The organism is Sphingomonas panaciterrae, from assembly GCF_036890205.1.
Lineage (GTDB): Bacteria > Pseudomonadota > Alphaproteobacteria > Sphingomonadales > Sphingomonadaceae > Sphingomonas > Sphingomonas panaciterrae.
In genome coordinates this window covers 1-22,536 of sequence record NZ_JAKNQR010000017.1, presented here as the reverse complement: position 1 = coordinate 22,536, position 22,536 = coordinate 1, and the positions used below count along the sequence as shown (strand labels likewise).

Below are 22,536 nucleotides of genomic sequence, written 5' to 3'. Positions count from 1 at the left end.
GCTCGACCTCATCGAGGTCGAGGTTACCGTCACCGGCGACCGGTGGCTGGAAAAGCTGCTTCGTGCCTTTCCCGACGGCCTCCCGCAGACCCGCAAGTTCTCGACCTTCGCCCGCAGGATGGCAGACGGCGTAGATCCTCTCGCCGATCCCGACGCCGCGCTGCTGACATGGATGGACACCGAGGAACGGCTGTTCATGACCTATGAGCGGCATATCGTCGGCGAGCGACTGCAGCAGGGGTTCATCAACGATGGCGTCGCTGACGTCGACGGGTTCGTCCGGTATTCGCTGGGCGTGCAGAACCGCCGCAAGTCGCGGGCGGGGTTCGCACTGGGCCACCACGTCGAGGCACTGATCGAGCTGCATGGCGTCGTGCATAAACGTGAAGCCACCACTGAGAAGCGCAACGGGCCGGACTTCCTGTTCCCCGACGAGGCGCGCTACCATGATCCCGCCTGGCCTGCCGGCAGGCTGCTGATGCTGGCGGTCAAGACCAGCTGCAAGGACCGCTGGCGACAGGTGCTCGCCGAAGCAGATCGCATCCGNGGCGCGCTACCATGATCCCGCCTGGCCTGCCGGCAGGCTGCTGATGCTGGCGGTCAAGACCAGCTGCAAGGACCGCTGGCGACAGGTGCTCGCCGAAGCAGATCGCATCCGTTCCAAGCACCTGCTGACGCTCGAGCCCGGCATCTCGCAGGCGCAGACCGACGAGATGCGCAAGGAACAGCTCAGGCTGGTGCTCCCTGCCGCGCTACACGAGTCCTTCCGCCCGTCCCAGCAGAATGACCTGAACAGCGTAGCTGCTTTCCTCGAACTTGCCCGAACGCTCAGCTGACCTTCAAGCCGCCGGGTACACCGTCACGGTCGCGTCGGTGCCGAGGCTCACCAGCGCCTCATCGCCGTCGAGAAACGCGGTCAGGCGGGCGAGCACGTCCTTGAACGGCCAGCGCTCGCGCCCCCGCAGCGTGCATTCCCAGACCTCGGCCACCCGCCAACCCTCCTCCAGCAGCTGCGTCCGGGTCCGCGCGTCGCGCGCGATGTTGCCACCGATCTTGTCGCGCCAGAACTGCGGTCGCGTGCCAGGCCAGCGGAACAGGTGGCAGTCATGGCCATGCCAGAAGCAGCCATGAACGAGGATCACCGCCCGCCGGCCGGGAAACACCATGTCAGGACGGCCCGGCAGGCGACGGTCGTGGAGCCGGTAACGGTAACCGAGCGCGTGAAGGCCGCGGCGGAGCATCAGCTCCGGCTTTGTATCCGCAGGCCCGATCCCCGCCATCATCCGGCTGCGGACTGCGGGCGGGACAATGTCAGCCAACGGCTGCCCGTCGCGTGCGCGGCTTCTTCACCTCCGCTGCGTCCAGCGCGCGCAGCAGGAACGGCTCCATGTAGCGTGCGACAGCGTCGATCACCGGCACGACCACGGCATTGCCGAACTGGCGATAGGCCTGCGTGTCCGACACCGGGATATGCCATTCGCGCGTGCCGTGCTCGAAGCCCATCAGCCGTGCGCATTCGGTTGGCGTCAGCCGCCGCGGGCGCGTGCCGGGTTGGTCGATCAGAACCTCGGAACCATCCTTGTGGTAGCGCGCCGACAGCGTGCGCGTGACGCCGTCCTTTCCGAACAGGCTGAAGCCGAACCCGTTGCCGGCCGCCTCATGCTTGAGGCGGTAAGCCTGCAGATAGTCCCACAGCTTTGGCGTCAGTGTGTACTTCGCATCGACCTCATTGTGCGACTGGAGGATCGCGCCGAGCTTCGGCCACTCTTCCTTCGGTGGGATCATGCGGTCAAAGTCGTCGAAGCTGAACCCCTGATCCTCGCGAAACCCGGCGATGAAGATGCGCTCGCGCTTCTGCGGCACCCACGGCTCCGAGCTGATCACCCGAATGCTGATTTTATAGCGGAGCTCATCCTCAAGCGTGCGGCGGATGATCTCAAAGGTACGCCCCCTGTCGTGCCGCTGCAGGTGCTTCACGTTCTCGAGCAGGAAGGCTGCAGGCCGGTGATGGCGCAGGATGCTCTCGATCTCGAAGAACAGGTTGCCCTGGTGCGCGTCATCAAAGCCATGTGCGCGGCCAAGCGAGTTCTTCTTCGACACGCCAGCCAGCGAGAACGGCTGGCACGGAAAGCCGGCCAGCAGCACGTCATGCGCCGGGATCAGCGCCGGGTCTGCACCATAGGGACGGATATCGCCCACCATCATGTGATCGGGACCATCCGCGAAGTTGCGGCGGTAGGTCTCGTTCGACCAGCGATCCCATTCGCTGGTGAACACGCACTTTCCGCCGATCGCCTCGAATCCCAGTCGCAGCCCGCCAATGCCGGCGAACAGGTCGATGAACCGGAACGCCGCTGGCCCCGCAGGCTTTACCCGCGCATCAGCCAGCTGACTGACCTGCGCCACCGCTTCCTCAGGCGCCTTGCTCGCACCACTAAGATAGCGCCGCACCTGCCGCTCGGACTTCTGCACCGCAGCACCGACCTCGGGTACGGACATGCCCGACCGGCGCAAGGCGGTTCTGAAGCCGCTGTTGCGGAGGGCCATCTGATGTCCTTTACAAGAAAACTGGGTGAGTTCCGGACATCTGGCATGACAGCCGCACGGGAGCAAGCGTTCTCTTTCCGTTTCGCCACAATCCTTCTTTTCGGGACGTCCACGGATCTGAACCGCCTGTCAGTCCTGACCAGGTGCCATGACATAAAGCTGGCCGCTACTGCGGGAGCGATAGACGATCAGCTCGGCCGCCTCGTCCTCGCCCGCGATCTGAAGCCAGACAGGCCCACTGCCCGGCTCGGGTGACCGGTAATCCGGAGAACCTTCCAGCAACGCTTTCATGTCATCTGGCAGGGCGCGCAGGCCAAGCTCTCCGGCAGCATGGAAGCCGGTCATGTACGGCAGAATGTCATATCCCGCCCTGAGCTGCTCAACGACCGCGGCCAGTTCTTCGTGTTCGGTCATCACGTAGAGGTTCTCTCCTGTCGTATTCGAAAAACCGGGGTATCAGCTGGCCACCAGATCGGCCGATAGCGGCCATGGGATGAGCCGCCGCATTCCTGCGCTTCCTCCCGCAATCAGCCGGTTCGCCTTTCCCGAAACAGGCTTCAACCAGATCGCGTGAACTCAAGCATGCTTTCGGTAAGCACTCCCGCGGGTTTTCCGTCTCAGCAAGTCGCACCCCTCGCCGTGAATACCGACTCTGCGATCCGTCAGGTGCGGAGATTTTATCTGGTGCGCACAACCCGCAAAAGTCTCAAGCACAGGCGTAAGCCGACCAGATGCGTTCCACTTCATCGAACGAGCCGAGCAGGACCGGTACGCGCTGGTGCAGCGAACGTGCCTGCACATCCAGCAGCGCTCCATCGCCGCCATACGCCGCGCCACCCGCCTGTTCGACGAGATAAGCCATCGGGAACGCCTCGTAGAGCAGGCGCAGCTTGCCATGGGCAGATTGGGCTCGCCCGTCCGCAGGGTAAAGGAAGACCCCACCCCGGGTCAGGATACGATGGACGTCTGCCACCATCGATGCTGTCCACCGCATGTTGTAGTTACGCCCAAGCGGACCTTCAGTGCCGGCTTGGCAGTCCTCGACGTAACGCCGTACCCACTCCGGCCAGTGCCGAATGTTTGACGCGTTGATGGCGTATTCCGTTGTCGTCTCCGGAATGCGCATGTTCTCGTGCGTCAGAACAAACGAGCCGATCTCGCGATCAAGGGTAAAGCCGAAAACGCCGGTGCCTACTGACAGCACAAGCATGGTCTGCGGCCCGTAAATGGCATAGCCGGCGGCGACCTGATCCCGGCCCGACTGCAGGAAGTCGGCCTCCTCGATTTCGCGACCAACCGCAGTGGCAGGAGCCTTGAGGATCGAGAAAATCGTGCCGACCGACAGGTTCACATCGACATTGGAGGAGCCATCGATGGGATCGAAAAGGAGCAGATATTCCCCGCGCGGATATCGGTTTGGAATAGGGTGGATGGCCTCCATCTCCTCGGAAGCAAGTGCCGCCAGCTGGCCGCCCCATTCGTTCGTCTCCAGAAAAATCTCGTTGGCGATGACATCTAGCCTTTTCTGCACCTCGCCCTGAACATTCTCGCTTTCGAGGCTACCGAGCACGCCGCCCAGCGCGCCCTTGCTGATCGAATGGTTGATTGCCTTGCAGGTGCGCGCGACGATCTCGATCAGGAAGCGCAGCTCGGCAGGGATGGCGCCCGCGCGCTGCTGCTCGAGGAGGAACTGGGCCAGATACTTCTGTCGCATCACAATCCTTCAGTTTACCGGGTGTAGCTCTCGAAAATGCATGGACGATCGAGCGGTGCAAAACTTCGTTCGCCCGAAACGAAACGGGATCGTCGCACGCTCAACGCTATTCTGCTGGTGCAACACCGTCAGCGTTGACCAGGTCAGCGCCCACCAGCGTACCACGAAGTCGAACACGCTTTTCCACCATGTCCACCGGCGTGCGTTGGAGCTCAAGCAGGTAGCGGCCCCCGATGTCGCGGCGCAGGTAAAAGGCACCACCATCCCTGATCAGCGTTCCAACCTCGTCGATCGGCATACCAATGTGTTGCATGTCCCCCTCCCTGCGGCTGTGTGTCGAGGCTGGTAGCAGCTTTGCACGCGTTGCCACATTCTGCTTTCAGCACAATGATCCGCCCACTCCTGAACTCGGCAGCATGCCTGCGGCCTGCTGCTGCCAGCTTGCGGGTATCGGCGCGTCGAGCGTCAGTGTTCTTGCAGTCACGCCCGTACGCTGCCTGCCCGCGAGGATCGCCGCGGTGACCGCGGGTGAGAGAAAGGCGAGCCGCACGACGCGCGTGATGTATGCGGCACTGACCCGCTCGCGTGCCGCAAGCCGGGTGATGTCGATCTCGCCTCGGCGCAACTCGGTCCACCAGCCACGTGCCTGCACCAGCAGCCGCGTCAGCGATCGATCGGGTACGCTGGTGCTGGCCTGACCATCACCCTGGACCAGGCGCACCGCCCTGCCCGAGCGCGTCAGCCGCACCGTTTCGCTCAGCATGATCGTCGCCGGTGCGTCGTGGTGGGTTGAGGCATCGAGCGCCGCCGCAATGTCGCTGGTGCGGCAGACCAGGTCGATGCGCGTGTCATGCACCTGCACCTGCTCGATCAGCGCAAGTGCGTCTGGCTGACGCTGGCGCTGCCTTGCGGCGACCTCCCCTGCAGCGTTCGGTGACATCGGCGTAGCGATCGGCAGGCAGGTCGAGCCAGGCCGTCGCCATCAACTCAATGGGATCGTCGAACAGCGTGGCGATTCGATTGGTGACCAGCGTCTCGATCTCGCGTGCGGGCACGCGGATGCCGGCGGCGCTATCGCCTTGGGCGAGTGCCCGACTGACGTAGTAGCGGTAGCGGCTGGTGCCGCCCTCCCCCCTGCCGGCGGGTTTGGCGGTGTGCGTGACGATCAGCGGCTCGCCCTTGGCATCAACGATCCTGCCGGCGAGCAGGCTGAGGCTGGCGCTGCGGGTGCGCTGCTGGCCTTGCGTGTTATCGGCGAGCTTTTCCTGCACGGCATCGAAGGTGGCAACGTCGATGATCGCGGGATGGTTTCCCGGGTAGATCTTCTCGCCGTGCGCGATCCTGCCGGTGTAGGTGACGCGCTTGAGGATAAGATACAGCGTACCGCGCGAGAATGGCACATCGCCCAGCGGCTTGCCGCCGTTGCTGGTGCGCAGCGGCGCGATGATCGCCTGCTCCTTCAGCTCGGTTTCAAGCTGGCGCACGTTGCCGAGCGCGAGGTAGCGGGTGAAGATGTGCCGGATGATGGCGGCGTGCTCGTCGACCACGGCGAGGCTGCGACCATCAGGCTCGTAGCCGAGCGGCGGCGTGCCGCCCATCCACATGCCCTTGGCCTTGGATGCGGCGATCTTGTCGCGGATGCGCTCGGCGGTGACCTCGCGCTCGAACTGCGCGAATGACAGCAGCATGTTGAGCGTCAGCCGCCCCATGCTGCTGGTGGTGTTGAATGCCTGCGTGATGCTGACAAAGCTCGCATCCGCCTCCTCGAACGCCTCGACAAGTTTGGCAAAGTCGAACAGCGAGCGGCTGAGCCGGTCGACCTTGTAGACCACGACGATGTCGATCCTGCCGGCCGCGACATCATCCATCAGCCGCTTGAGCGCAGGGCGCTCGAGCGTTCCGCCCGAGATGCCGCCATCGTCATAGCGTTCCGTCAGCTCGGTCCAGCCCTGCGACGCCTGGCTGCGGATGTATGCGGCACAGGCCTCACGCTGTGCATCGAGGCTGTTGAAGTCCTGTTCCAGTCCCTCGTCGGACGACTTGCGGGTGTAGATGGCGCAGCGGATCGGGCCGGTGGTTTTGATCATGGCCTTGCTCATGCTGCCACCTTCTTTCTGAGACCGAAGAAGGCCGGTCCTGACCAGCGTGTGCCGGTGATCGCGCGGGCGACCTCACTCAGCGAGCGCCACTCGCGATTGCCCCAGCGGATCACCTGATCGCTTCCGTCGCTGCTCACCTCAACCGTGACGACATGCACCCGGCCGCCCCATTCGCGCACCAGCCGCATGCCGGCGTTCGGGCGTGTCGTTCTGGTTTCCCCGCGGGCGAGCTGGTCGAGCAGGCGCGTCGTCTCGCGCGTAAGGCCGCCCAAGCGCCGCGCCTGGATCTCCCAGGCAAGCGCCAGCCGCAGCAGTTTCGGGCTGACCTTCGGCACCGTGCCGCCGGTCTCGGCCACCCAGCGTCGCCGCAGTTGGCCTGACGACAGCCCATCAAGCAATGCGATCTCGGCGTCGATGTCCATCATGCTGCCTCCACGATGCGGTAGCAGGTGGCGCCGTCGCGCTTGCTTTTTGCCAGCGTGCGGCCTTTCCTGCGAAAGCCGGTCAGCGCAGCGCGTGTCGTGTGCGGCAGCCAGCCCGTGGCCTCGACAAGTTCGGTGAGCGTAGCGCCCTCTCCTCGCCCGAGTAGCGCCAGCACCAGCGCCGCCTTGGTCTGTTTGGGTGCAAGTGCAGCAGCCGGTGCACTGGTTGTGCTCGGCGCTGGCGCCTCGTCCACCCCAATCGCAACCTTGCCGGCCACAGTGATGAACATGCCAAAGCGGGTCACTCCGTCGATGCGCCACACGCATTCAGGCGTGGTCGTCTCACGCTCTTCGACCAGCCCGCGCTTCACTAGCGACGTCATGGAGCGGGCGATGCCGCCTGCTGGTGCGGTGATGCTGGCGGGCAGCGGATAGAGGCTGCCGTTCTCGCGCTGTGAAGCCTGGCTCAGCAGGATGGCCTGTGTGTCGGTGAGGGGCATGGGTGGTCTCCGTCTCGGAACCGGCGTCAGTGCCGGTCCCACCACCCAGAGCCCGGTCGATCAGATCGGCCGAGCGTGTGAACCGACGCGATCAGCGCTGCGGCTCACATCTGCAGCAATGCTCTGTTGCTGCGCGAAGTCGAGCGGATTGTGGCCTCAAAAGGCTACACAGCTGCGTCGACCGAAAGCTCCGACGCGAACTGCCCAGTGGGAGCGTCGCAGATAACCCTCGGAACGTACGAGATTAGCAACCCAGTTTCGCGGCACGCGAGTTCGAGAGCGGGCAAAGCCTCCGAAGGATGTCGTGAAACTGACCTTGGGTCAGAGCGGGATCATTCGGCGAGAACGATCTCAAGCGCTTGGTTGTGATTCAATGTTTGGTAATGGGTTAAGCAGGCCTTTCATGCGATTCCGCTTGCTGCCCACCTCGGAATCTGCCGGGCGGGTGCCGGAACAGTTGGCATGACGGATGTTTTTAGAAGTCGCGATAGCGTTCCAGAATCGCGCTCGTCACTCCGTTGGTCCAACCGAACCCGTCCTGCGTCGGATATTCCCCGCCGCCGCCCGGCTTGCGCTCCTCAACGTCATACTTTTCCAGCATCTTGCCAGTCGCGGCAAAAGCCGCCTCGACCGTTCCCAGCCAGCGCGTCGCAATCTCGCGCGCCAGCTGCCCCTGCCCGCTCCGCTCGAGCCCGGCGATCGCCACCCATTGCAGCGGCGCCCAGCCGTTGGGATTGTCCCATTGCTGCCCGGTCCGGATCGGCGTGGTCCTGAGCCCCCCGGTCGCCAGCAGGTCGCGACGTACCGTCGCCGCGACGGCGCGCGCCTGCTGCGGCGAGGCGGCGCCGGCGAACAGCGGGAACAGCATCGCTGCCGACACTCTAGGTGTAGGCGCGCGCGCCACCCGGTCCCAATCGGCGTAGCGCCCGTCCTTGGCCACCCAGAAATAGCGGTTCAGCGCCGCCCGTCGCTTTGCCGCCATCACGCCGAACCGCGCCGCCTCCGTCCGGTCTCCCGCGGCCGCCGAGCGCCGCGCGATCGCCTCCTCCATAATCAGCATCAGGCTGTTGAGATCGACCGGCACGATGTCCGTTGTCCGGATTGAGGCGAGCCGCTGCGGATCGGCAAGCCAGCGGCTGCTGTAATCCCACCCGCTCTCGGCGCCCGCGCGCAGGTGGCGATACATCACCTCCGCCGGGCGCGACGAATCCTCCTTCGCAGTGATCACGTCCTCGGCGAAGCTTTCGTCACGCGGCAGCGGGCGATCGTCCCAATAGCGGTTAAGCAAGCTGCCGTCGGGCATCCGCACGACGCGCGCGCACGCCCCGCTCGCATCCAGGCACGACGCGCCCTTCAACCAATAGGCGTGCTCCTTCTTCAGCGCCGACAACCGCTTGGCAGCGAGCGCCGGATCATCGTCCTTCGACAGATCGAGCATCAACGCATAGAAGGGCGGCTGCGAGCGGCCGAGATAATAGGTCCGCATGCCGTTGGGAATGTGGCCGTAGCGCTCGATCGTATCGGTGAAGTTCGCCAGCATCGATTCCACCAGCGGCTGCTGCCCATCCACAGCGAGCCCGAGCATGGTGAAATAGCTGTCCCAATAGTACATCTCGCGGAAGCGCCCGCCGGGCACGACATAAGGCTGCGGCATCGGCAGCAGCGACGATCCCGCGACCGCGGCGTCGGGCTGGCGCACCAGCACCGGCCATAGATTGCGAATATGCCGCCGAAGATCGGTCGCGCCGCGATCGTTGACGCCGGGGATGGTGAAGTTCGCCAGCACGAACGTGCGCAGCGCTTGCGGAGTCGCCGGCTTCTGGCGGTTGTAATCCGCCATGATAGCCTGCGGATCGCGCTTGGGCGCGGCATCGGCAAAGGTCTTGCTGTCGGGGAACAGCCGCCCGGTCTGCACCGCGGCGAAAAGGTCGCCATAAAGTGCGGCGGGCGATTGCTGCGCCGCCAGCGGCTCGGCGAGCAAAGCGGACACAACCACCGACGTGCTTACCAGCGATTGCCATAGTTTCATGGTCGTATCCTCTGTTACTCGAGCCCCAGATGCCGGTCGAAGAACGTGGACACAAGCCGGTACGCCTCGATCGATTCGGGCATGTCCGGCCACACGAAGAAGGCGTGGCCGAGACCGTCAAACAGCTGCAGCTCACTCTGCACGCCTAGGGAGGCGAGCCGCCGATGCTGCCAGGTCAGTACGCTTGCGGCGAAGTCGCGGCTGCCGGCGAGCTGGAGTGTGGGCGGAAAAGCGCGCATCAACGCGTCCGATGCGAGCGGATATGCGAGCGGATCGTCCGCCGCGACGCCGGCCATATAGGCCGTTGCCAAGGTGGCGGGCAGCGCACCGGCGCGGATCGGCTTGCCCGAGGTCAGCGGGTCGGAGAGGTAGGCGCTGTCGCCGGCATAAGGCGCGCCCGTGCCGCAGAAAGTGCCGATCGCGCCCGGCCGCGGGAGCTTGTGGCGCTGGAACCAACCCACCGACTGCGCGGTGATGATCCCACCCGCCGAACAGCCGTAGATGCCGATATTCTCCGCCCGGTAGCGCTTGAGCAATGCGCCGTAGACCGCTGCCACGTCCTGCGACGCGGCGGGGTAGCGGTGCTCGGGCGCAAGGCGGTAATCCACCGTCACCACATTCACGCCCATCGTCGCGGCGATCGGGATCGCCTCCACCAGGGCGCCGCTGCCGCTGCCCCACATGAAGGCGCCGCCGTGGACGTTGATCAGCACGCGGGCCGTGTTGCGCGCGCCGATGCCTTCCGTCGGCGTGACCACATCGACCGGCACGCCGCCCATCCTCTCGCGTCGCTCGATCGTGCGGAACAGCCGCCGCATCTCGGCAAGTCGATCATCGTTGTAGCGGCCCCAGAAGGCACGCGCGGCGGCGATGTCGTTCCCAAAGTCCGGCGGCCGGATTGCCTGCTGGCGGACGATGATCCGCTTCGCCTCCGCGCTCAAAAGCGAGGACGGCGGCAGCGATAGCGCGGGCACCTGCACCGTTTGCGCCACCACAGGCGCGGCTAGCACCGCGGTCACCAACGCAGTTCTATACTTCACGTCCCCTCCATTTCGCCGGTGTTGCACAACAACATCACCAATGGAGCCAATATACAAGGTGAACCGCCGCGCGGGTCGACTGCACATCATTTTGGGCCTATTTAGATGCTCGTTTAGACCGCGCGAAAGCAAGCGGCCGATGCAAAGGGGGTAGGATCATGCTTTTCACGTTCACTGGCCGTCTGTTGATCGGCACCGCCGCCGCCGCGCTGCTCGGCGCGCTTCCGGCCGCCGCGCAGAACAGCCCCACCGATCCAGCCGGCGCGCAGGCCGCCGACATCGCACAGCGCGCCGAGCCGGAGACGGGCCTCGTCGACACCGAAGCGCAGACCGGCGAGGATATCGTCGTGGTCGGCACCGCCGGCGGCGGCACGCGCCGCCAGGATGCGTCGTTCGCGGTCACTTCGCTCAGCAACGACGCGATCGAGCGCGCCGCGCCGAACAGCACCGCGGACCTGCTGCGCACCGTGCCGGGCGTTATGGCGGAAAGCTCGGGCGGCCAGAGCGGCGCCAACATTTTCGTGCGCGGCTATCCCTCGGGCGGCGACGCGCAGTTCGTGACATTCCAATACGCCGGCACGCCGATCTTCGCGCCGCCGACTTTGTCGTTCCTCGAGAACTCGCAGCTGATCCGCCTCGACGAGACGGTGCAGCGCGTCGAGGCCGTGCGCGGCGGCACTGGCTCGCTCTTCTCGAACGGCCAGCCGGGCCTTACCGTCAACGTTGTGCCGCGCATCGGCGGCAGCGAGTTCCACGGCCTCGCCAAGATCTCCTACACCGATTTCGACGAGATCCGCGGCGATGCCTGGATCTCCGGCCCGCTGAGCGAGGACACCGGCTTCATGGTCGGCGGCTATTACGCGCAGAGCAATGGCGTGCGCGATCCGCGTTACCGCGCGGAGAAGGGCGGCCAGATCACCGCCAACATCCATCACGATTTCGGCAACCGCGGCTCGGTCGAGCTTTACGCGCGCTACCTCAACGATCGCGGCCAGTGGCTGCTGCCCATCCCGGTCGTGGTCGATGGCGAGGAAACCAGCGATTATCCCGGCTTCGACCATGGCACCGGCACGCTGAACGGGCCGGATACGCGCGCGGTGCAGAACGTCGTCGGCAACACCGTCGACCTGCAGAAGGGCCGCGGCGCCCATGTCATCAACACCGGCTTCACCTTCGACTATGAAGTTCTCGACGGCCTGCGCGTGCGCGAGCGCATGAGCTACATGGGAGGCAACGCCGACACCCGCGGCCTGGTGCCGAGCGAGGCGCCGGTCTCGGCGTCCGTAATGGCCACGCGCCTGGCCGGGGCCGGCGCCACCGTCTCCTCGCTGGTGTACGCCAACAGCGACGGCGCACTGGCGAGCGGCGCGAGCACGCAGGTGCTGCGCGCCGGCATCTGGGAAGTGCGCAAGAAGATCTCGTCCTTCGTCGCCGACTCGGCGCTGGAATGGACCGCGGGCAACAACAAGCTGACCGGCGGCTTCTATTACACCAACTTCACCTCGCGCGATCGCTGGGCGCTGGGCAACCAGGTGCTGCTGACGGCGGAACCGAATGCGCGGCGCCTCGACCTCGTCGTGGCCAATGCCGCCGGCACCACGCAGCAGGCGACGTTGCGCGGCTTCACCAGCGGCCCCGCCTTCCAGGTAAGCGCCTGGTACGAGGGTGAGGACTATGCATTCTACGCGGTGGACGAACTGCAGATCACGCCCGAGCTGCGCATCGACGGCGGCCTTCGCTGGCAGCGCCACCTGATCGACGCGGTGCTGAGCACCTCGGGCGCCGGCGTCAACCTGGATGGCAATCCGAACACGCTCTATGACAATACCGCGACCGTGCTCGGCCCGCAGCGCGCGATCAGATATCGTGACGACGCGTGGTCGTGGACGGCCGGCGTGAACTACGACTTCAGCCGTTCGATCGGCGTGTTCGCCCGCTACAGCCGCGGCAACAGCTTCCCGCAATTCGACAATTTGCGCGAAGCCTCACCGGCGAACATCGCCAACAACACCGGCCTGGCGGTTGTCGCCGAAGTCGACACGTACGAAGGTGGCCTGAAGCTATCGACTGACGTCGCGAATCTCTACGCCACCGTCTTCCACAACAAGTTCGACGGCCTGGCGACGACGACGATCATCAACGACGTGCCGACCAGCTCGAACGGTGGCGCCAAGGCTACCGGCGTTGAGGTGGAAGGCGTGCTGCGCCCGTTCCAGGGCTTCAGCCTGGCGGCCGCGGGCACCTACCTCGACGCCACTTATCGCGATTTCTTCACCGGCAACGGCGCGATCGACAACACCGGCAACCAGGTGCAGCGCCAGCCCAAATGGACGTGGCGCGTGACCCCGGCGTACGAACTGCCGCTGGGCAGCGTGCGGCCGTCGTTGTTCGCGACGCTGCAATACACCGGCGATCGCTTCTCCGATCCGGAGAACCTGCAGATCCTGCCGAGCTTCTACCAGCTCGACGCCGGCGTGTCGGTGACGGTGATGGATCGCGTCCGCCTGCAGGTGACCGGCAACAACCTGACCGACGAACTGGGCCTGACCGAACAGAACCCGCGCATCATCGGCGGCCAGGGCCAGGGCGTGATCCTAGCGCGCCCGATCCTCGGCCGCTCGTTCCGCTTCAGCGCGGCGTTTGAGTTCTGACACCTCATCTCCCCGCGGAGGCGGGGATCCATACACGCAGCGCATCGACCGAGTCGAACCGTCGGCATTTATGGATTCCCGCCTTCGCCGGAATGACGGGCGGGAGTAGGAGCGAGGCATGGACAGACGCGACCTGTTGAAGGGGATGGCTGGCGTCGCCGCGGCGAGCGCCGCACCGGCCTTTGCCCAGCCCACCGCCAAGCAGCGCAACGTCCTGCTGCTGATCTCCGACGATCAGGGGCTGGACCTTAGCTGCTACGGGGTGCCGATCCGCACTCCGCGGCTCGACCGGCTGGCGCGTGAGGGCACGCGCTTCACCCAGGCCTATGCCGCCGTATCCTCGTGCAGCCCGAGCCGCGCGGTGATCAACACCGGGCTCTTTACGCACCAGAACGGAATGTACGGCCTCCAGCACGACGTCCATCACCAGTCGCTGCTGCCCGGCGTCGAGACGCTGCCGTCGCTGCTGCGCCGGGCCGGCTATGCCACCGCTTTGGTCGGCAAGAAGCACGTCGGGCCGGACAGCGCCTTTCCGTACGAGACGGAGCTGGTGCCCGAACGCTCGGGCATCCGCGACGTGCGCGAGTTGGCGATCGCCGCCTCCAGCTTCATCCGCTCGACCGACGATCGGCCGTTCTTCGTCACGGTGGCGTATAGCGATCCGCACCGCGCCGCGGTCAATTACGGCAACGACCGGGCGTGGTCGGGCGTGACGCCCGACGAGTACGAGCCACGCCGCGTGCCGATCCCCTCACACCTGCCGGACCTGCCGGCGGTGCGGCAGGACCTCGCCGAATATTATGAAGCGCTCAGCCGGCTGGACACGGGCGTGGGCATGATCCTCGACGATCTCGCCGCCACCGGGCGCGCAGACGACACGCTGGTGATCTTCCTCAGCGACAATGGCCGGCCGTTCCCCGGCGCCAAGACCAACCTCTACGATCCGGGGCTCCACCTGCCGCTGATCGTCCACGCGCCGGGCAGCAGGCCCGCGGTGAGCGATGCGATGGTGAGTTTCGTCGACGTCGCGCCGACGGTGCTGGAATGGACCGGGGTGGCGCCGCCGGCCGCCTACGCGCTGTCGGGCACGTCGCTGCTGCCGCTTCTCGGCCGACCCGGCGATGCCGCTCGCGACGCAGTGTTCGCCAGCCACGATTTCCACGAGATCAATCAATATTATCCGATGCGCGCCATTCGCACGCGCACGCACAGCTACATCCTTAATCTCGCCTGGCAGCTGCCCTATCCTGTCGCCGGCGATGTCGCGGGTTCGCCCTCGTGGAAGGCGATCAGCGCCGATCCGTCGATCCGCCTCGGCAAGCGGACCCAGGCGGCTTATCTCCAGCGCCCGGCCGAGGAATTGTACGATCTCACCCGGGACTCCGACGAACTGGTCAATCTCGCCGCCGACCCCGCCCACGCCGGCATCAAGGCAGCGCTGGCCGAGCGCCTGCACACCATGCGCACTGCGACCAAGGACCCGTGGCTTGCCGGCCAGACCGATCCTTACGCGCACGTGGGCCAGCACTGATGGCGGGAATCGATCGCCGCGGCGTCTTGCTGGCCGGCACCGGCGGCGCCTTCGGCCTCTACACCTTCGCCGCCGCCGCCAAGCCGGCGCCCAAGCAGCTCAAGCTCCGCCGCACGCCCGCCGCGAAGCCGAAGAACATCCTCGTCATCCTCACCGACGATCACCGCTACGACGCGATGGGCTTCATGAAGGCGCAAAGCTTCGGCGACACGCCGACGCTCGACCGGCTGGCGCGCGAGGGCGTGCACTTCCGCAACGCCTTCGTAACCACCGCGCTCTGCTCGCCCAGCCGCGCGTCGATCCTCACCGGCCTCTACGCGCACCAGCACCGTGTCGTGGACAACAACCACCCCATTCCGCCCGGCCTCACCTATTACCCCGAATATCTCCAGACCGCCGGCTACGATACCGCGTTCATCGGCAAATGGCACATGGGGATCGAGTCCGACGCGCCGCAGCCCGGCTTCGATCGCTGGGTCAGCTTCAAGGGCCAGGGTCACTATCTGCCGCACGCGGACGGGCTAAACGTCGACGGCCGCAAGGTGCCGCAGAAGGGATATATCACCGACGAGTTGACCGACTATGCGCTCGACTGGATCGGCCGGCGGGACGGCAAGCGGCCGTGGATGATGCATCTCGCGCACAAAGCGGTGCACGCCGAATTCATTCCAGCCGACCGCCACATGGGCCGCTACGACAAGGAGGTGTTCCGCTATCCCGAGAGCATGAAGGCGGGCGTGCCGGGCCGGCCGATGTGGGTGGAGAACCAGCGCAACAGCTGGCACGGCGTCGATTATCCGTACCACGGGACGCTCGACATCGGCGATTATTACAAGCGCTACATGGAAACCTTGCTGGCGGTCGACGAGGGCATCGCGCGGATCATGGACCTGCTGGAGAAGCGCAGCGAACTCGACGACACGCTGATCTTCTACATGGGCGACAACGGCTTCATGTTCGGCGAGCACGGGCTGATCGACAAGCGCGCGGCGTATGAGGAGTCGATGCGCGTCCCGATGCTGATGCGCTGCCCGTCGCTGTTCGGCGCGGGCGCGGTGGAGGAGGTGGTCGCAAATATCGACGTTGCGCCAACGATGCTCGCTGCGGCCGGACTGGAGGCGCCGGCGGGGCTGGCCGGATCGGACATGTTGCCGCTTATCGGAAGCTCAGCCGAGGTGCCGTGGCGCAAGGAACTGATGTACGAATATTATTGGGAGCGGAATTTTCCGCAGACGCCCACCGTGCACGCGCTGCGCGAGGATCGCTACAAATACGTCCACTTTCACGGCATCTGGGATCTGGACGAGCTGTACGACCTCGCCGCCGACCCGCACGAGAACGACAATCTGCTGACCCGCCCCGGCCATGAGGACCTCGCCGAGCGGATGAGCGCCAAGCTGTTCCGCCTGCTGGAGGAGACGAACGGCATGCAGATCCCGCTCAGCGCTGATACCGGCGAGCGTAACGAACGGCGCGATCCGTGCGGGACCGAGCAAGCATCCTTTCCGCCGCGCTTCTTCCGCCCGCCCGCACCGTGAGGATCGCACTCGCCGCCATCTTGTTGCTGGTTGCAGCCCCTGCCCCCGCGCGTGAGCAGGCGGTTGACGTCGTTGACCCGTTCGTAGGTACGCTCGGCGATTTTGGCCAGCTCACCCCTGCCGCCGTCGCGCCCTACGGCATGGTGCAACTCGGGCCCGACACCGCGCCGAAGAATCATGCCGGGTACGACTTTGCGGCCAATCAGCTGCGCGGCTTCTCGCACACCCGCGCGGTGGGCGTGGGCTGTGGTGGCGGGGGCGGCGACCTGCTCGTCTCGTTGCTGCCTGACGGTGCCACGCCGCTCGCGCCGATGGACAAGGCGAGCGAACGCGCGGGCGCCGGTCGCTACTACGTGACCTATGCGGGTGGCATCACAGCGGACATGACCGCGACGCGGGGCGCCGGGCTGCTGCGCTTCACCGTGTCCCGTCCCGGCCGCTACATACTGCGCGTCGACGCCGCTCATGCTTATACGAAGCGCCACGCGGCAACGCTCACCGCCAACCAAGGCGAACTGCGGGCGACGATGACCGCCGGCACGGTCTGCGACCAAGGCGCTTACACGATCCACAGCGCCAGCCGCATCACCGTCGAGGGGCGACCAAGCAACGGCGTGACGGTCCGCGGATCGGCCGCGACACTCCCGCTCGATCTCAGGCGCGGCGCGGTGGTGGAAGTCCGCACAGGCCTTTCCACCGTCGATCCCGTCGCCGCCGCGAGCGTCCGCGACGCCGAACTCGGCACCCGCCCTTTTGCCGCCATCCTGCGCAATACCCGCGCTCAGTGGCAGCACGAACTCTCGCGGATCGATGTGGAGGCGCCCCGCGAGCAGCGCGCGCTCTTCTACACATCGCTGTTCCGCGTCATGCAGACGCCCGTCGCGATTGACGATCCGGACGGCCGCCACCGTGGTAGCGACGGCAAGATCCACCGCTCCGCGCCGGGCGAGACCCGCTATACCAGTTGGGCGCTGTGGGATAACTATCGCACGCAGCTGCCGCTGATCGCGCTGATTGATCCCGCGCGCGCGGCCGACATCGCCCGTTCGCTGGTCGCGCTATACGGCGAGGACAAGCAGCGCTGGTCGACGCGCACCGAGCCGTTCCTCACCGTGCGCACCGAACATGCCGGCATCGCGCTGCTCGATTTTCGCCGTCGCGGCATCACCGGCTTCGACGCCCGCGCCGCGCTCACCGGCATGGTGCGCGAAAGCGACACGCTTCAGCGCGACACGCCCGACCAGCAGATCGAGGCGGCGTACGACGATTGGGCGATCGCCGAACTCGCCGCCGATCTTGGCGACACTGCCTTGTCGCAGCGCTTCCGCGTCAGGGCGCTGTCGTATCGCCCGATTTGGCGCCGGGTATTCGAGACGCTTGGCGCCGATGCCGACGTGGTCAAAGCGCGCGGGCTCTATCAGGGGACGTTGTGGCAATATCGCTGGGCGCCGGTGTTTGATCTCGACTGGATGGTCGAGACGCTCGGCCGCGAACGCTTCCTTGGGCAGCTCGACACGTTCTTCGCGCACGGGCTCTACAACATGACCAATCAGCCCGACATTCATGCGCCGTGGCTCTACGCCGCGCTCGACCGCATGGAGACGAGCGCTCGGATCGTGCATCGCTATCTCACAGAGCCAGTCGATCATCCCTATGCTAACGAGGGCAAGCGCCCTACGCCATGGCACGGTCGCAGCTTCGCGCTCGCATCACAGGGCTATGCGGATGGCATGGACGACGACGCTGGCGCCATGTCGGCTTGGTACGTCTTCGGAAGTCTTGGCCTCTACCCGCTCGTGCCGGGCAGACCGGAGTGGACGATCAGCGCGCCGTTGGTAAGGCGAGCGGCGCTGCGCCTGAAGAACGGGCAAAATCTGATTGTTACGCAAACCCCAGACAACCCGGTTGGTACGCCGATAATCACCGTGGGCAACGTCAAACAGAATAAACGATCGCTCATACTCTGACTCACGGCGAAAAAGTTTGGTTTTGGGCTGTTCGCGTTGCCGATCAGCGGCGGAGGCCCAGCTTCTGTCGCTCAGGCATGATTAAATCGCTCAATGATGGTTTAGGCCCTATATTCAGGCCGCATGGACGATACACTTAGTCGTTAGGACCCATCACTGGCCTTTCGCGCTGGCCTCGATTGCCAATAGCGGCCTTCTATTCATCCACGCCGATCAATATTTTTAGCAATCCCGGTCAACCGCTCGGAACGGCTTGGATGAGGACAAAGCCGTCGTTCCGATGCCGCAGGTTGAGCGTCGGCTTTTGTCGGAAGCCGACTTTCAGCGCTTGTCTGTGCGGCGTGGCGTTACGACTAAAGCTGGGCCGGAAGGAGACTGGCAGCTTATGGGGCAATGCGGCGTGGAAGCGGACTTCGTTCGAGCGGATTGATGCGCTTTGAGGTCAGTGGCCGAATGCTGAGGCAGAGGGTGGCGCTCGTCTGCCCCAAATCGACGCTGAGACCCCTTTCCGAGAAGGAACGCGCATTGAACACAGGCGCCGTTTTGCCACCGATGCGGCCATGCTATTGCGATGTGAATCAGGGTGCGGCCATCCGGCGCACGGGGGGCAGATTGGACGGTCGCCGGAATGATGTATCGCTATGAGGACCTTAGCGACGAGCAGTTCGAGACGTTGATCATTCTACTGTGCCGTCACCTGCTGGGCGCCGCGGTCAAAGGATTCGCCAAAGGTGCCGATGGCGGCCGGGACGCGAAATTCGTCGGTACCGCCGAGCTGCATCCGAGCAAAGCAGCACCCTGGGTCGGCACTACGATCGTCCAGGCCAAACATACCAACGGTTACAACAAGCATTTCAGCGAATCGGACTTCTACAGCACCGGCTCGACCAATACGGTGATCGGCGAGGAAGTGCCGCGGATCCGCAAGCTTCGCGATGCCAAGCAGGTCGACCATTACATGCTGTTCGCCAACCGGCGACTGGCCGGCAATGCCGACCAGGCGATCACTGCCCATATCGCCACGGAATGCGGGCTGCCCGAAGCATCCGTCTATCTGTGCGGGATCGAGCGACTGGAGCTATGGCTCAAGGAATTCCCCGAAGTCGCCAAGCTCGCAGAGCTCGACCCGGTCGATTCACCGCTGATCGTATCGTCCGACGAGCTCGCGCTGGTGGTGCAGTCGTTCGCCAGTCATGATACCGCGATCAGCGAGGTCCTCGACGCGCCACCGGGCGAGCGCACGAGCTATGAGAAGAAGAATGCGGTCAACAACATGTCCGCAGAGTATGCCAAGGAGCTGCGCAAGCGCTATCTGAAGGACACTGCCCAGATTCGCACGTTTCTCGCCGCGCCGGAGAATATGGAGATCCTGCGGTCGTATGAAGCCGCGGTGGAGGAATTCCAGCTCAAGATTATTGCCAAGCGCAAGGACCATCAGAACTTCGACTCCGTGATGAACTATATCATCGATCTGCTGTTTCAGCGCGATCCGGTGCTGCGCCAGACCAAACACAAGCGGCTCACGCGGGCGCTCGTCTTTTATATGTACTGGAACTGTGACATCGGCGAGGTGGCGGATGCTGAGGCCCAGTAAACACGCACATCCCGACCGGACGGTCATCAACGTCGCCTTGCTGGTGCTGATGCGGCTTAAGGCCAAACGCCTGTGCGACTATGGTTCGCTGTTCGCCTATGCGCGCAAGGCGGTCGTCGGCGGGGATGTACTGTTCCTGCCCTCGTTGAATTTTCTCTTCCTGATGGGCCTGGTGGAATATCATCCTAAAACCGATGCCCTCGAATATGTTGGCCCGAATGAAGCCGTCTAAGCTCTACTCGAACAAGCCCGACACCTTCGCGCCGGTCGAGTTCACGCCCGAGCTCAATGTCGTGCTCGCCGAGATTCGCCTTCCGGAGAATCGCGACCGCGACACCCATAATCTGGGCAAGACGACGCTCGGACGCCTTCTCGATTTTGGGTTTCTCGCCGGGCGCGATCCGAAGTTCTTCCTCTTCCGACATCTCGACCTGTTCCGCGAGTTCGTGTTCTTCCTCGAGATCGAGCTTGGGAATGGGAGCTATGTGACCGTCCGGCGCGGGGTAGAGGACGCGAGCAAGATCGCTTTCAAGAAGCACGCTGTCCGCCATCAGGACTTCACCACCCTGACCGATAGCGACTGGGATCATGTCGATGTTCCCTTCGAACGCGCTAAGGAACTCCTCGATAGCCTGCTCGATTGGAGATCCCTCAAGCCTTGGCATTACCGCAAGGGCCTTGGCTATTTCCTGAGGTCGCAGAGCGATTTCGGCGACGTGTTCCAGCTCGGCAAATTTGCGAACAAGCACGCCGACTGGAAGCCCTTCCTCGCGCACATCCTCGGGTTCGACGCCGGCATCATTGTCCAGCACTATGAGAAGACGGAGGCGCTCGAGGACAAGCAGGCCCTAGCCGCCACAATCCGTCAGGAGATGGGTGGCGACATCGAGGATGCGAGCAAGGTCGACGGCATCCTGTTGCTCAAACGGCAGGAGGTGGACAAGAAGCAGCGGCTGCTCGATGCTTTCGACTTCCGGACGCAGGACAAGGTCGACACCAAGCAGGTGGTCGACCACATCGACGAACGGATCGCGGCGCTGAACGCCCGGCGCTACTCGCTGATGCAAAACCGCAAGAAGATTATCGCGTCGCTTGAGGAGGATCAGATCCTTTTCGATCCCGATGACGCCAAAGCCCTGTTTGAGGAAGCCGGCGTTTTGTTCGCCGGCCAGGTAAAGAGGGACTTCCAGCAACTCATCGCCTTTAACAGGGCGATCACTGAAGAGCGCCACGGCTATCTCGTCGAGGAGCGCTCGGAGATCGAGGCGGAGCTCAAAACGATCAACGGCGAGCTGAACACCCTCGGCAAACGGCGCTCGGAGATGCTGGCCTTCCTCAGCGCGACCGATTCCTTTGCCAAATATAAGCGCGTGTCGGCCGAGATGGTCACCCTCCGCGCGGACATCGCGACGCTGGAGCGGCAGCGCGAGTTCGTCCACCGTCTCCAGCAATTGCGGACGGAGATCCGCACGCTCGCCGAGGAGAAAATCCACCTCCAGACCAAGATCGAGGCCGATGTCGAGGCCCGAAGCGCTGACAAGGACAGCCTGTTCTCGTCGATCCGCCTCTACTTCAATGAGATCGTCGAGGAAGTGATCGACAGCAAGGCGCTGCTCAGCGTCGGGGTCAACCAGTACGGACATCTGGAATTTCGCGCCGAACTGCTCGACGACGCCGGCAACGCGACCAGCGCGGACCGCGGTCATAGCTACAAGAAGCTCCTGTGCATCGCCTTCGACCTGGCGGTGCTGCGTGCGCATCTGGACGAGCAGTTTCCGCGCTTCGCCTATCATGACGGCGTGTTCGAATCGCTCGACGACCGGAAGAAGGAAAATCTGCTTGCCGTGATCCGCCGCTACACCGCGCTCGGAATTCAGTCGATCATCACGCTGATCGACTCGGATCTTCCAAAGCGCTCCGCCGGCGAACCTGTTTTTGCGCCCGACGAGATCGTTTCCCAACTGCATGACGAAGGGGATCGCGGGCGCCTGTTCAAGATGAAGGCCTGGTAGCCGCCAGGCGGGCTCCGTCAAACCAAATGCACCGGGTGCCCGGGCCGGGTGATCAGCGTAGGGTAGAGGCATGCCGCGCCCCCGCAAGCCAGCCTCGCCGTTCCGCTACTTCAACTCGTCCCCGGAGGTGATCCGGCTGGTGGTGCTGATGTACGTGCGATTTCCGCTGTCGCTGCGTAACGTGGAGGACCTGCTATTCGAGCGCGGGATCGACATCTGCCACGAGACGGTGCGGCTCTGGTGGAACAGGTTTGGTCCCCTGTTTGCCGGCGACATCCGCCGCCAGCGGGTCAGCCACATGCGCGGCTTCCGCCACTGGCGCTGGCACCTCGACGAGATGTACGTGAAGATGAACGGCGAGATGGTCTACCTGTGGCGCGCAGTGAATCACGAAGGTGAAGTGCTCGAAAGCTACGTCACCAAGACCCGCGACAAGACAGCGGCACTCCGCTTCATGAAGAAAGCGCTCAAGCGCCACGGCTCGCCCGACGCGATCACCACCGACGGGCTGCGCAGCTACGGCGCCGCAATGAACGAGCTCGGCAACCGCGAGAAGCAGGAGGTCGGTCGCTGGGCCAACAATCGGGTGGAGAACTCACACCTGCCGTTCCGACGACGAGAGCGGGCAATGCTCAGGTTCAGGCAGATGAAGACGCTACAGAAGTTCGCCTCCGTCCACGCTACCGTTCACAACCATTTCAGCCTAGAACGCCATCTCGTCAATCGGCAGACCTACCGGGAACGACGCTCCGCCGCTCTGGCGGAGTGGCTGGTGCTCGCCAGCTAGGCCGCCACCTTCAAAGACCGACGTGCATCGTGTGGAGAGCGGTTCGCGTTAGACTGACAGCACCCCGACGAGGGATGCCGAGTTGGTCCAGCGTGCGCTTGGCCG

At 64.5% G+C, this 22,536-nt stretch carries 21 protein-coding genes; 10 read left to right on the top strand and 11 right to left on the bottom strand.

Annotation, left to right across the window (positions count from 1 at the left end; translation table 11 throughout):
• The first annotated feature begins 118 nt into the window (after nucleotides 1-118).
• A complete protein-coding gene (locus L8F96_RS17800; RefSeq protein WP_465250269.1) occupies nucleotides 119-562 on the top strand; it encodes a type II restriction endonuclease in 444 nt (147 codons plus the stop codon).
• A 28-nt stretch (nucleotides 563-590) separates the two neighbouring features.
• Nucleotides 591-836, top strand: a complete 246-nt coding sequence (locus L8F96_RS17795) for a type II restriction endonuclease (RefSeq protein WP_334656902.1) — start codon at nucleotides 591-593, stop codon at nucleotides 834-836.
• Between the two features lie 3 nt (nucleotides 837-839).
• Here L8F96_RS17795 and L8F96_RS17790 read toward each other — a convergent pair whose 3' ends face one another.
• The 11 genes from L8F96_RS17790 to L8F96_RS17740 all read right to left on the bottom strand — a co-directional run bounded on the left by L8F96_RS17790 (nucleotide 840) and on the right by L8F96_RS17740 (nucleotide 10,351).
• On the bottom strand, nucleotides 840-1,319 hold the full coding sequence (locus L8F96_RS17790; protein WP_334656901.1) for a very short patch repair endonuclease: 480 nt from the start codon (nucleotides 1,317-1,319) through the stop codon (nucleotides 840-842).
• Nucleotides 1,312-2,547, bottom strand: a complete 1,236-nt coding sequence (dcm, locus tag L8F96_RS17785; protein ID WP_334656900.1) for a DNA (cytosine-5-)-methyltransferase — start codon at nucleotides 2,545-2,547, stop codon at nucleotides 1,312-1,314. The genes L8F96_RS17790 and dcm overlap by 8 nt, the downstream gene beginning before the upstream one ends.
• A 129-nt stretch (nucleotides 2,548-2,676) precedes the next feature.
• Nucleotides 2,677-2,961, bottom strand: coding sequence for a hypothetical protein (locus tag L8F96_RS17780; protein WP_334656899.1), 285 nt, complete (start codon nucleotides 2,959-2,961; stop codon nucleotides 2,677-2,679).
• Between the two features lie 292 nt (nucleotides 2,962-3,253).
• Nucleotides 3,254-4,261: a class 1 fructose-bisphosphatase gene (locus L8F96_RS17775; protein ID WP_334656898.1), complete on the bottom strand. Its 1,008-nt coding sequence runs from the start codon at nucleotides 4,259-4,261 to the stop codon at nucleotides 3,254-3,256.
• A gap of 106 nt (nucleotides 4,262-4,367) precedes the next feature.
• The gene (locus L8F96_RS17770; RefSeq protein WP_334656897.1) at nucleotides 4,368-4,574 is read right to left on the bottom strand and encodes a DUF5818 domain-containing protein; all 207 of its coding nucleotides are present in this window, start codon (nucleotides 4,572-4,574) and stop codon (nucleotides 4,368-4,370) included.
• 66 nt (nucleotides 4,575-4,640) lie between these two features.
• Nucleotides 4,641-5,117 carry a hypothetical protein gene (locus tag L8F96_RS17765; RefSeq protein ID WP_334656896.1) on the bottom strand — a complete coding sequence of 159 codons (477 nt, stop codon included), beginning with the start codon at nucleotides 5,115-5,117 and terminating at the stop codon, nucleotides 4,641-4,643.
• The gene (locus tag L8F96_RS17760) at nucleotides 5,110-6,348 is read right to left on the bottom strand and encodes a recombinase family protein (protein ID WP_334656895.1); all 1,239 of its coding nucleotides are present in this window, start codon (nucleotides 6,346-6,348) and stop codon (nucleotides 5,110-5,112) included. Before L8F96_RS17760 ends, L8F96_RS17765 begins: the two co-directional genes overlap by 8 nt.
• An 8-nt stretch (nucleotides 6,349-6,356) precedes the next feature.
• Nucleotides 6,357-6,785 (bottom strand): DUF2924 domain-containing protein, encoded by a 429-nt coding sequence (locus tag L8F96_RS17755; RefSeq protein ID WP_334656894.1) that lies wholly within the window; start codon nucleotides 6,783-6,785, stop codon nucleotides 6,357-6,359.
• Entirely contained in the window at nucleotides 6,782-7,282 is a 501-nt protein-coding gene (locus tag L8F96_RS17750) for a DUF3489 domain-containing protein (protein WP_334656893.1), read from the bottom strand. Before L8F96_RS17750 ends, L8F96_RS17755 begins: the two co-directional genes overlap by 4 nt.
• A gap of 475 nt (nucleotides 7,283-7,757) precedes the next feature.
• Nucleotides 7,758-9,311 (bottom strand): alpha,alpha-trehalase TreF, encoded by a 1,554-nt coding sequence (treF, locus tag L8F96_RS17745; RefSeq protein ID WP_334656892.1) that lies wholly within the window; start codon nucleotides 9,309-9,311, stop codon nucleotides 7,758-7,760.
• A gap of 14 nt (nucleotides 9,312-9,325) precedes the next feature.
• On the bottom strand, nucleotides 9,326-10,351 hold the full coding sequence (locus tag L8F96_RS17740; protein WP_334656891.1) for an alpha/beta hydrolase: 1,026 nt from the start codon (nucleotides 10,349-10,351) through the stop codon (nucleotides 9,326-9,328).
• 158 nt (nucleotides 10,352-10,509) lie between these two features.
• On the opposite strand from L8F96_RS17740, the gene L8F96_RS17735 reads away from it, so the two are divergent.
• The 8 genes from L8F96_RS17735 to L8F96_RS17700 all read left to right on the top strand — a co-directional run bounded on the left by L8F96_RS17735 (nucleotide 10,510) and on the right by L8F96_RS17700 (nucleotide 22,431).
• Nucleotides 10,510-13,002, top strand: a complete 2,493-nt coding sequence (locus tag L8F96_RS17735) for a TonB-dependent receptor (RefSeq protein WP_334656890.1) — start codon at nucleotides 10,510-10,512, stop codon at nucleotides 13,000-13,002.
• Between the two features lie 118 nt (nucleotides 13,003-13,120).
• The gene (locus L8F96_RS17730) at nucleotides 13,121-14,533 is read left to right on the top strand and encodes a sulfatase family protein (RefSeq protein WP_334656889.1); all 1,413 of its coding nucleotides are present in this window, start codon (nucleotides 13,121-13,123) and stop codon (nucleotides 14,531-14,533) included.
• Nucleotides 14,533-16,071 (top strand): sulfatase family protein, encoded by a 1,539-nt coding sequence (locus L8F96_RS17725; RefSeq protein WP_334656888.1) that lies wholly within the window; start codon nucleotides 14,533-14,535, stop codon nucleotides 16,069-16,071. The genes L8F96_RS17730 and L8F96_RS17725 overlap by 1 nt, the downstream gene beginning before the upstream one ends.
• Nucleotides 16,068-18,038 carry a glycoside hydrolase domain-containing protein gene (locus L8F96_RS17720; RefSeq protein WP_334656887.1) on the top strand — a complete coding sequence of 657 codons (1,971 nt, stop codon included), beginning with the start codon at nucleotides 16,068-16,070 and terminating at the stop codon, nucleotides 18,036-18,038. Before L8F96_RS17725 ends, L8F96_RS17720 begins: the two co-directional genes overlap by 4 nt.
• A 628-nt stretch (nucleotides 18,039-18,666) precedes the next feature.
• Complete coding sequence (locus tag L8F96_RS17715; RefSeq protein ID WP_334656886.1) at nucleotides 18,667-19,632, top strand: ABC-three component system protein; 966 nt, start codon at nucleotides 18,667-18,669, stop codon at nucleotides 19,630-19,632.
• Nucleotides 19,616-19,864: an ABC-three component system middle component 8 gene (locus L8F96_RS17710; protein WP_334656885.1), complete on the top strand. Its 249-nt coding sequence runs from the start codon at nucleotides 19,616-19,618 to the stop codon at nucleotides 19,862-19,864. The genes L8F96_RS17715 and L8F96_RS17710 overlap by 17 nt, the downstream gene beginning before the upstream one ends.
• A 214-nt stretch (nucleotides 19,865-20,078) precedes the next feature.
• The gene (locus tag L8F96_RS17705) at nucleotides 20,079-21,644 is read left to right on the top strand and encodes a DUF2326 domain-containing protein (protein WP_334656884.1); all 1,566 of its coding nucleotides are present in this window, start codon (nucleotides 20,079-20,081) and stop codon (nucleotides 21,642-21,644) included.
• 70 nt (nucleotides 21,645-21,714) lie between these two features.
• On the top strand, nucleotides 21,715-22,431 hold the full coding sequence (locus L8F96_RS17700; protein WP_334656883.1) for an IS6 family transposase: 717 nt from the start codon (nucleotides 21,715-21,717) through the stop codon (nucleotides 22,429-22,431).
• Nucleotides 22,432-22,536 lie beyond the last annotated feature (105 nt).

What these genes read in the sequence shown, in the direction of transcription:
- dcm (WP_334656900.1), bottom strand. Translation starts at nt 2,547, where the DNA reads ATGGCCCTCCGCAACAGCGGCTTCAGAACCGCCTTGCGCCGGTCGGGC.
- L8F96_RS17770 (WP_334656897.1), bottom strand. Translation starts at nt 4,574, where the DNA reads ATGCAACACATTGGTATGCCGATCGACGAGGTTGGAACGCTGATCAGG.
- L8F96_RS17710 (WP_334656885.1), top strand. Translation starts at nt 19,616, where the DNA reads ATGCTGAGGCCCAGTAAACACGCACATCCCGACCGGACGGTCATCAAC.
- L8F96_RS17755 (WP_334656894.1), bottom strand. Translation starts at nt 6,785, where the DNA reads ATGATGGACATCGACGCCGAGATCGCATTGCTTGATGGGCTGTCGTCA.
- L8F96_RS17730 (WP_334656889.1), top strand. Translation starts at nt 13,121, where the DNA reads ATGGACAGACGCGACCTGTTGAAGGGGATGGCTGGCGTCGCCGCGGCG.
- L8F96_RS17775 (WP_334656898.1), bottom strand. Translation starts at nt 4,261, where the DNA reads ATGCGACAGAAGTATCTGGCCCAGTTCCTCCTCGAGCAGCAGCGCGCG.
- L8F96_RS17760 (WP_334656895.1), bottom strand. Translation starts at nt 6,348, where the DNA reads ATGATCAAAACCACCGGCCCGATCCGCTGCGCCATCTACACCCGCAAG.
- treF (WP_334656892.1), bottom strand. Translation starts at nt 9,311, where the DNA reads ATGAAACTATGGCAATCGCTGGTAAGCACGTCGGTGGTTGTGTCCGCT.
- L8F96_RS17750 (WP_334656893.1), bottom strand. Translation starts at nt 7,282, where the DNA reads ATGCCCCTCACCGACACACAGGCCATCCTGCTGAGCCAGGCTTCACAG.
- L8F96_RS17735 (WP_334656890.1), top strand. Translation starts at nt 10,510, where the DNA reads ATGCTTTTCACGTTCACTGGCCGTCTGTTGATCGGCACCGCCGCCGCC.
- L8F96_RS17780 (WP_334656899.1), bottom strand. Translation starts at nt 2,961, where the DNA reads ATGACCGAACACGAAGAACTGGCCGCGGTCGTTGAGCAGCTCAGGGCG.
- L8F96_RS17725 (WP_334656888.1), top strand. Translation starts at nt 14,533, where the DNA reads ATGGCGGGAATCGATCGCCGCGGCGTCTTGCTGGCCGGCACCGGCGGC.
- L8F96_RS17715 (WP_334656886.1), top strand. Translation starts at nt 18,667, where the DNA reads ATGATGTATCGCTATGAGGACCTTAGCGACGAGCAGTTCGAGACGTTG.
- L8F96_RS17700 (WP_334656883.1), top strand. Translation starts at nt 21,715, where the DNA reads ATGCCGCGCCCCCGCAAGCCAGCCTCGCCGTTCCGCTACTTCAACTCG.
- L8F96_RS17795 (WP_334656902.1), top strand. Translation starts at nt 591, where the DNA reads ATGCTGGCGGTCAAGACCAGCTGCAAGGACCGCTGGCGACAGGTGCTC.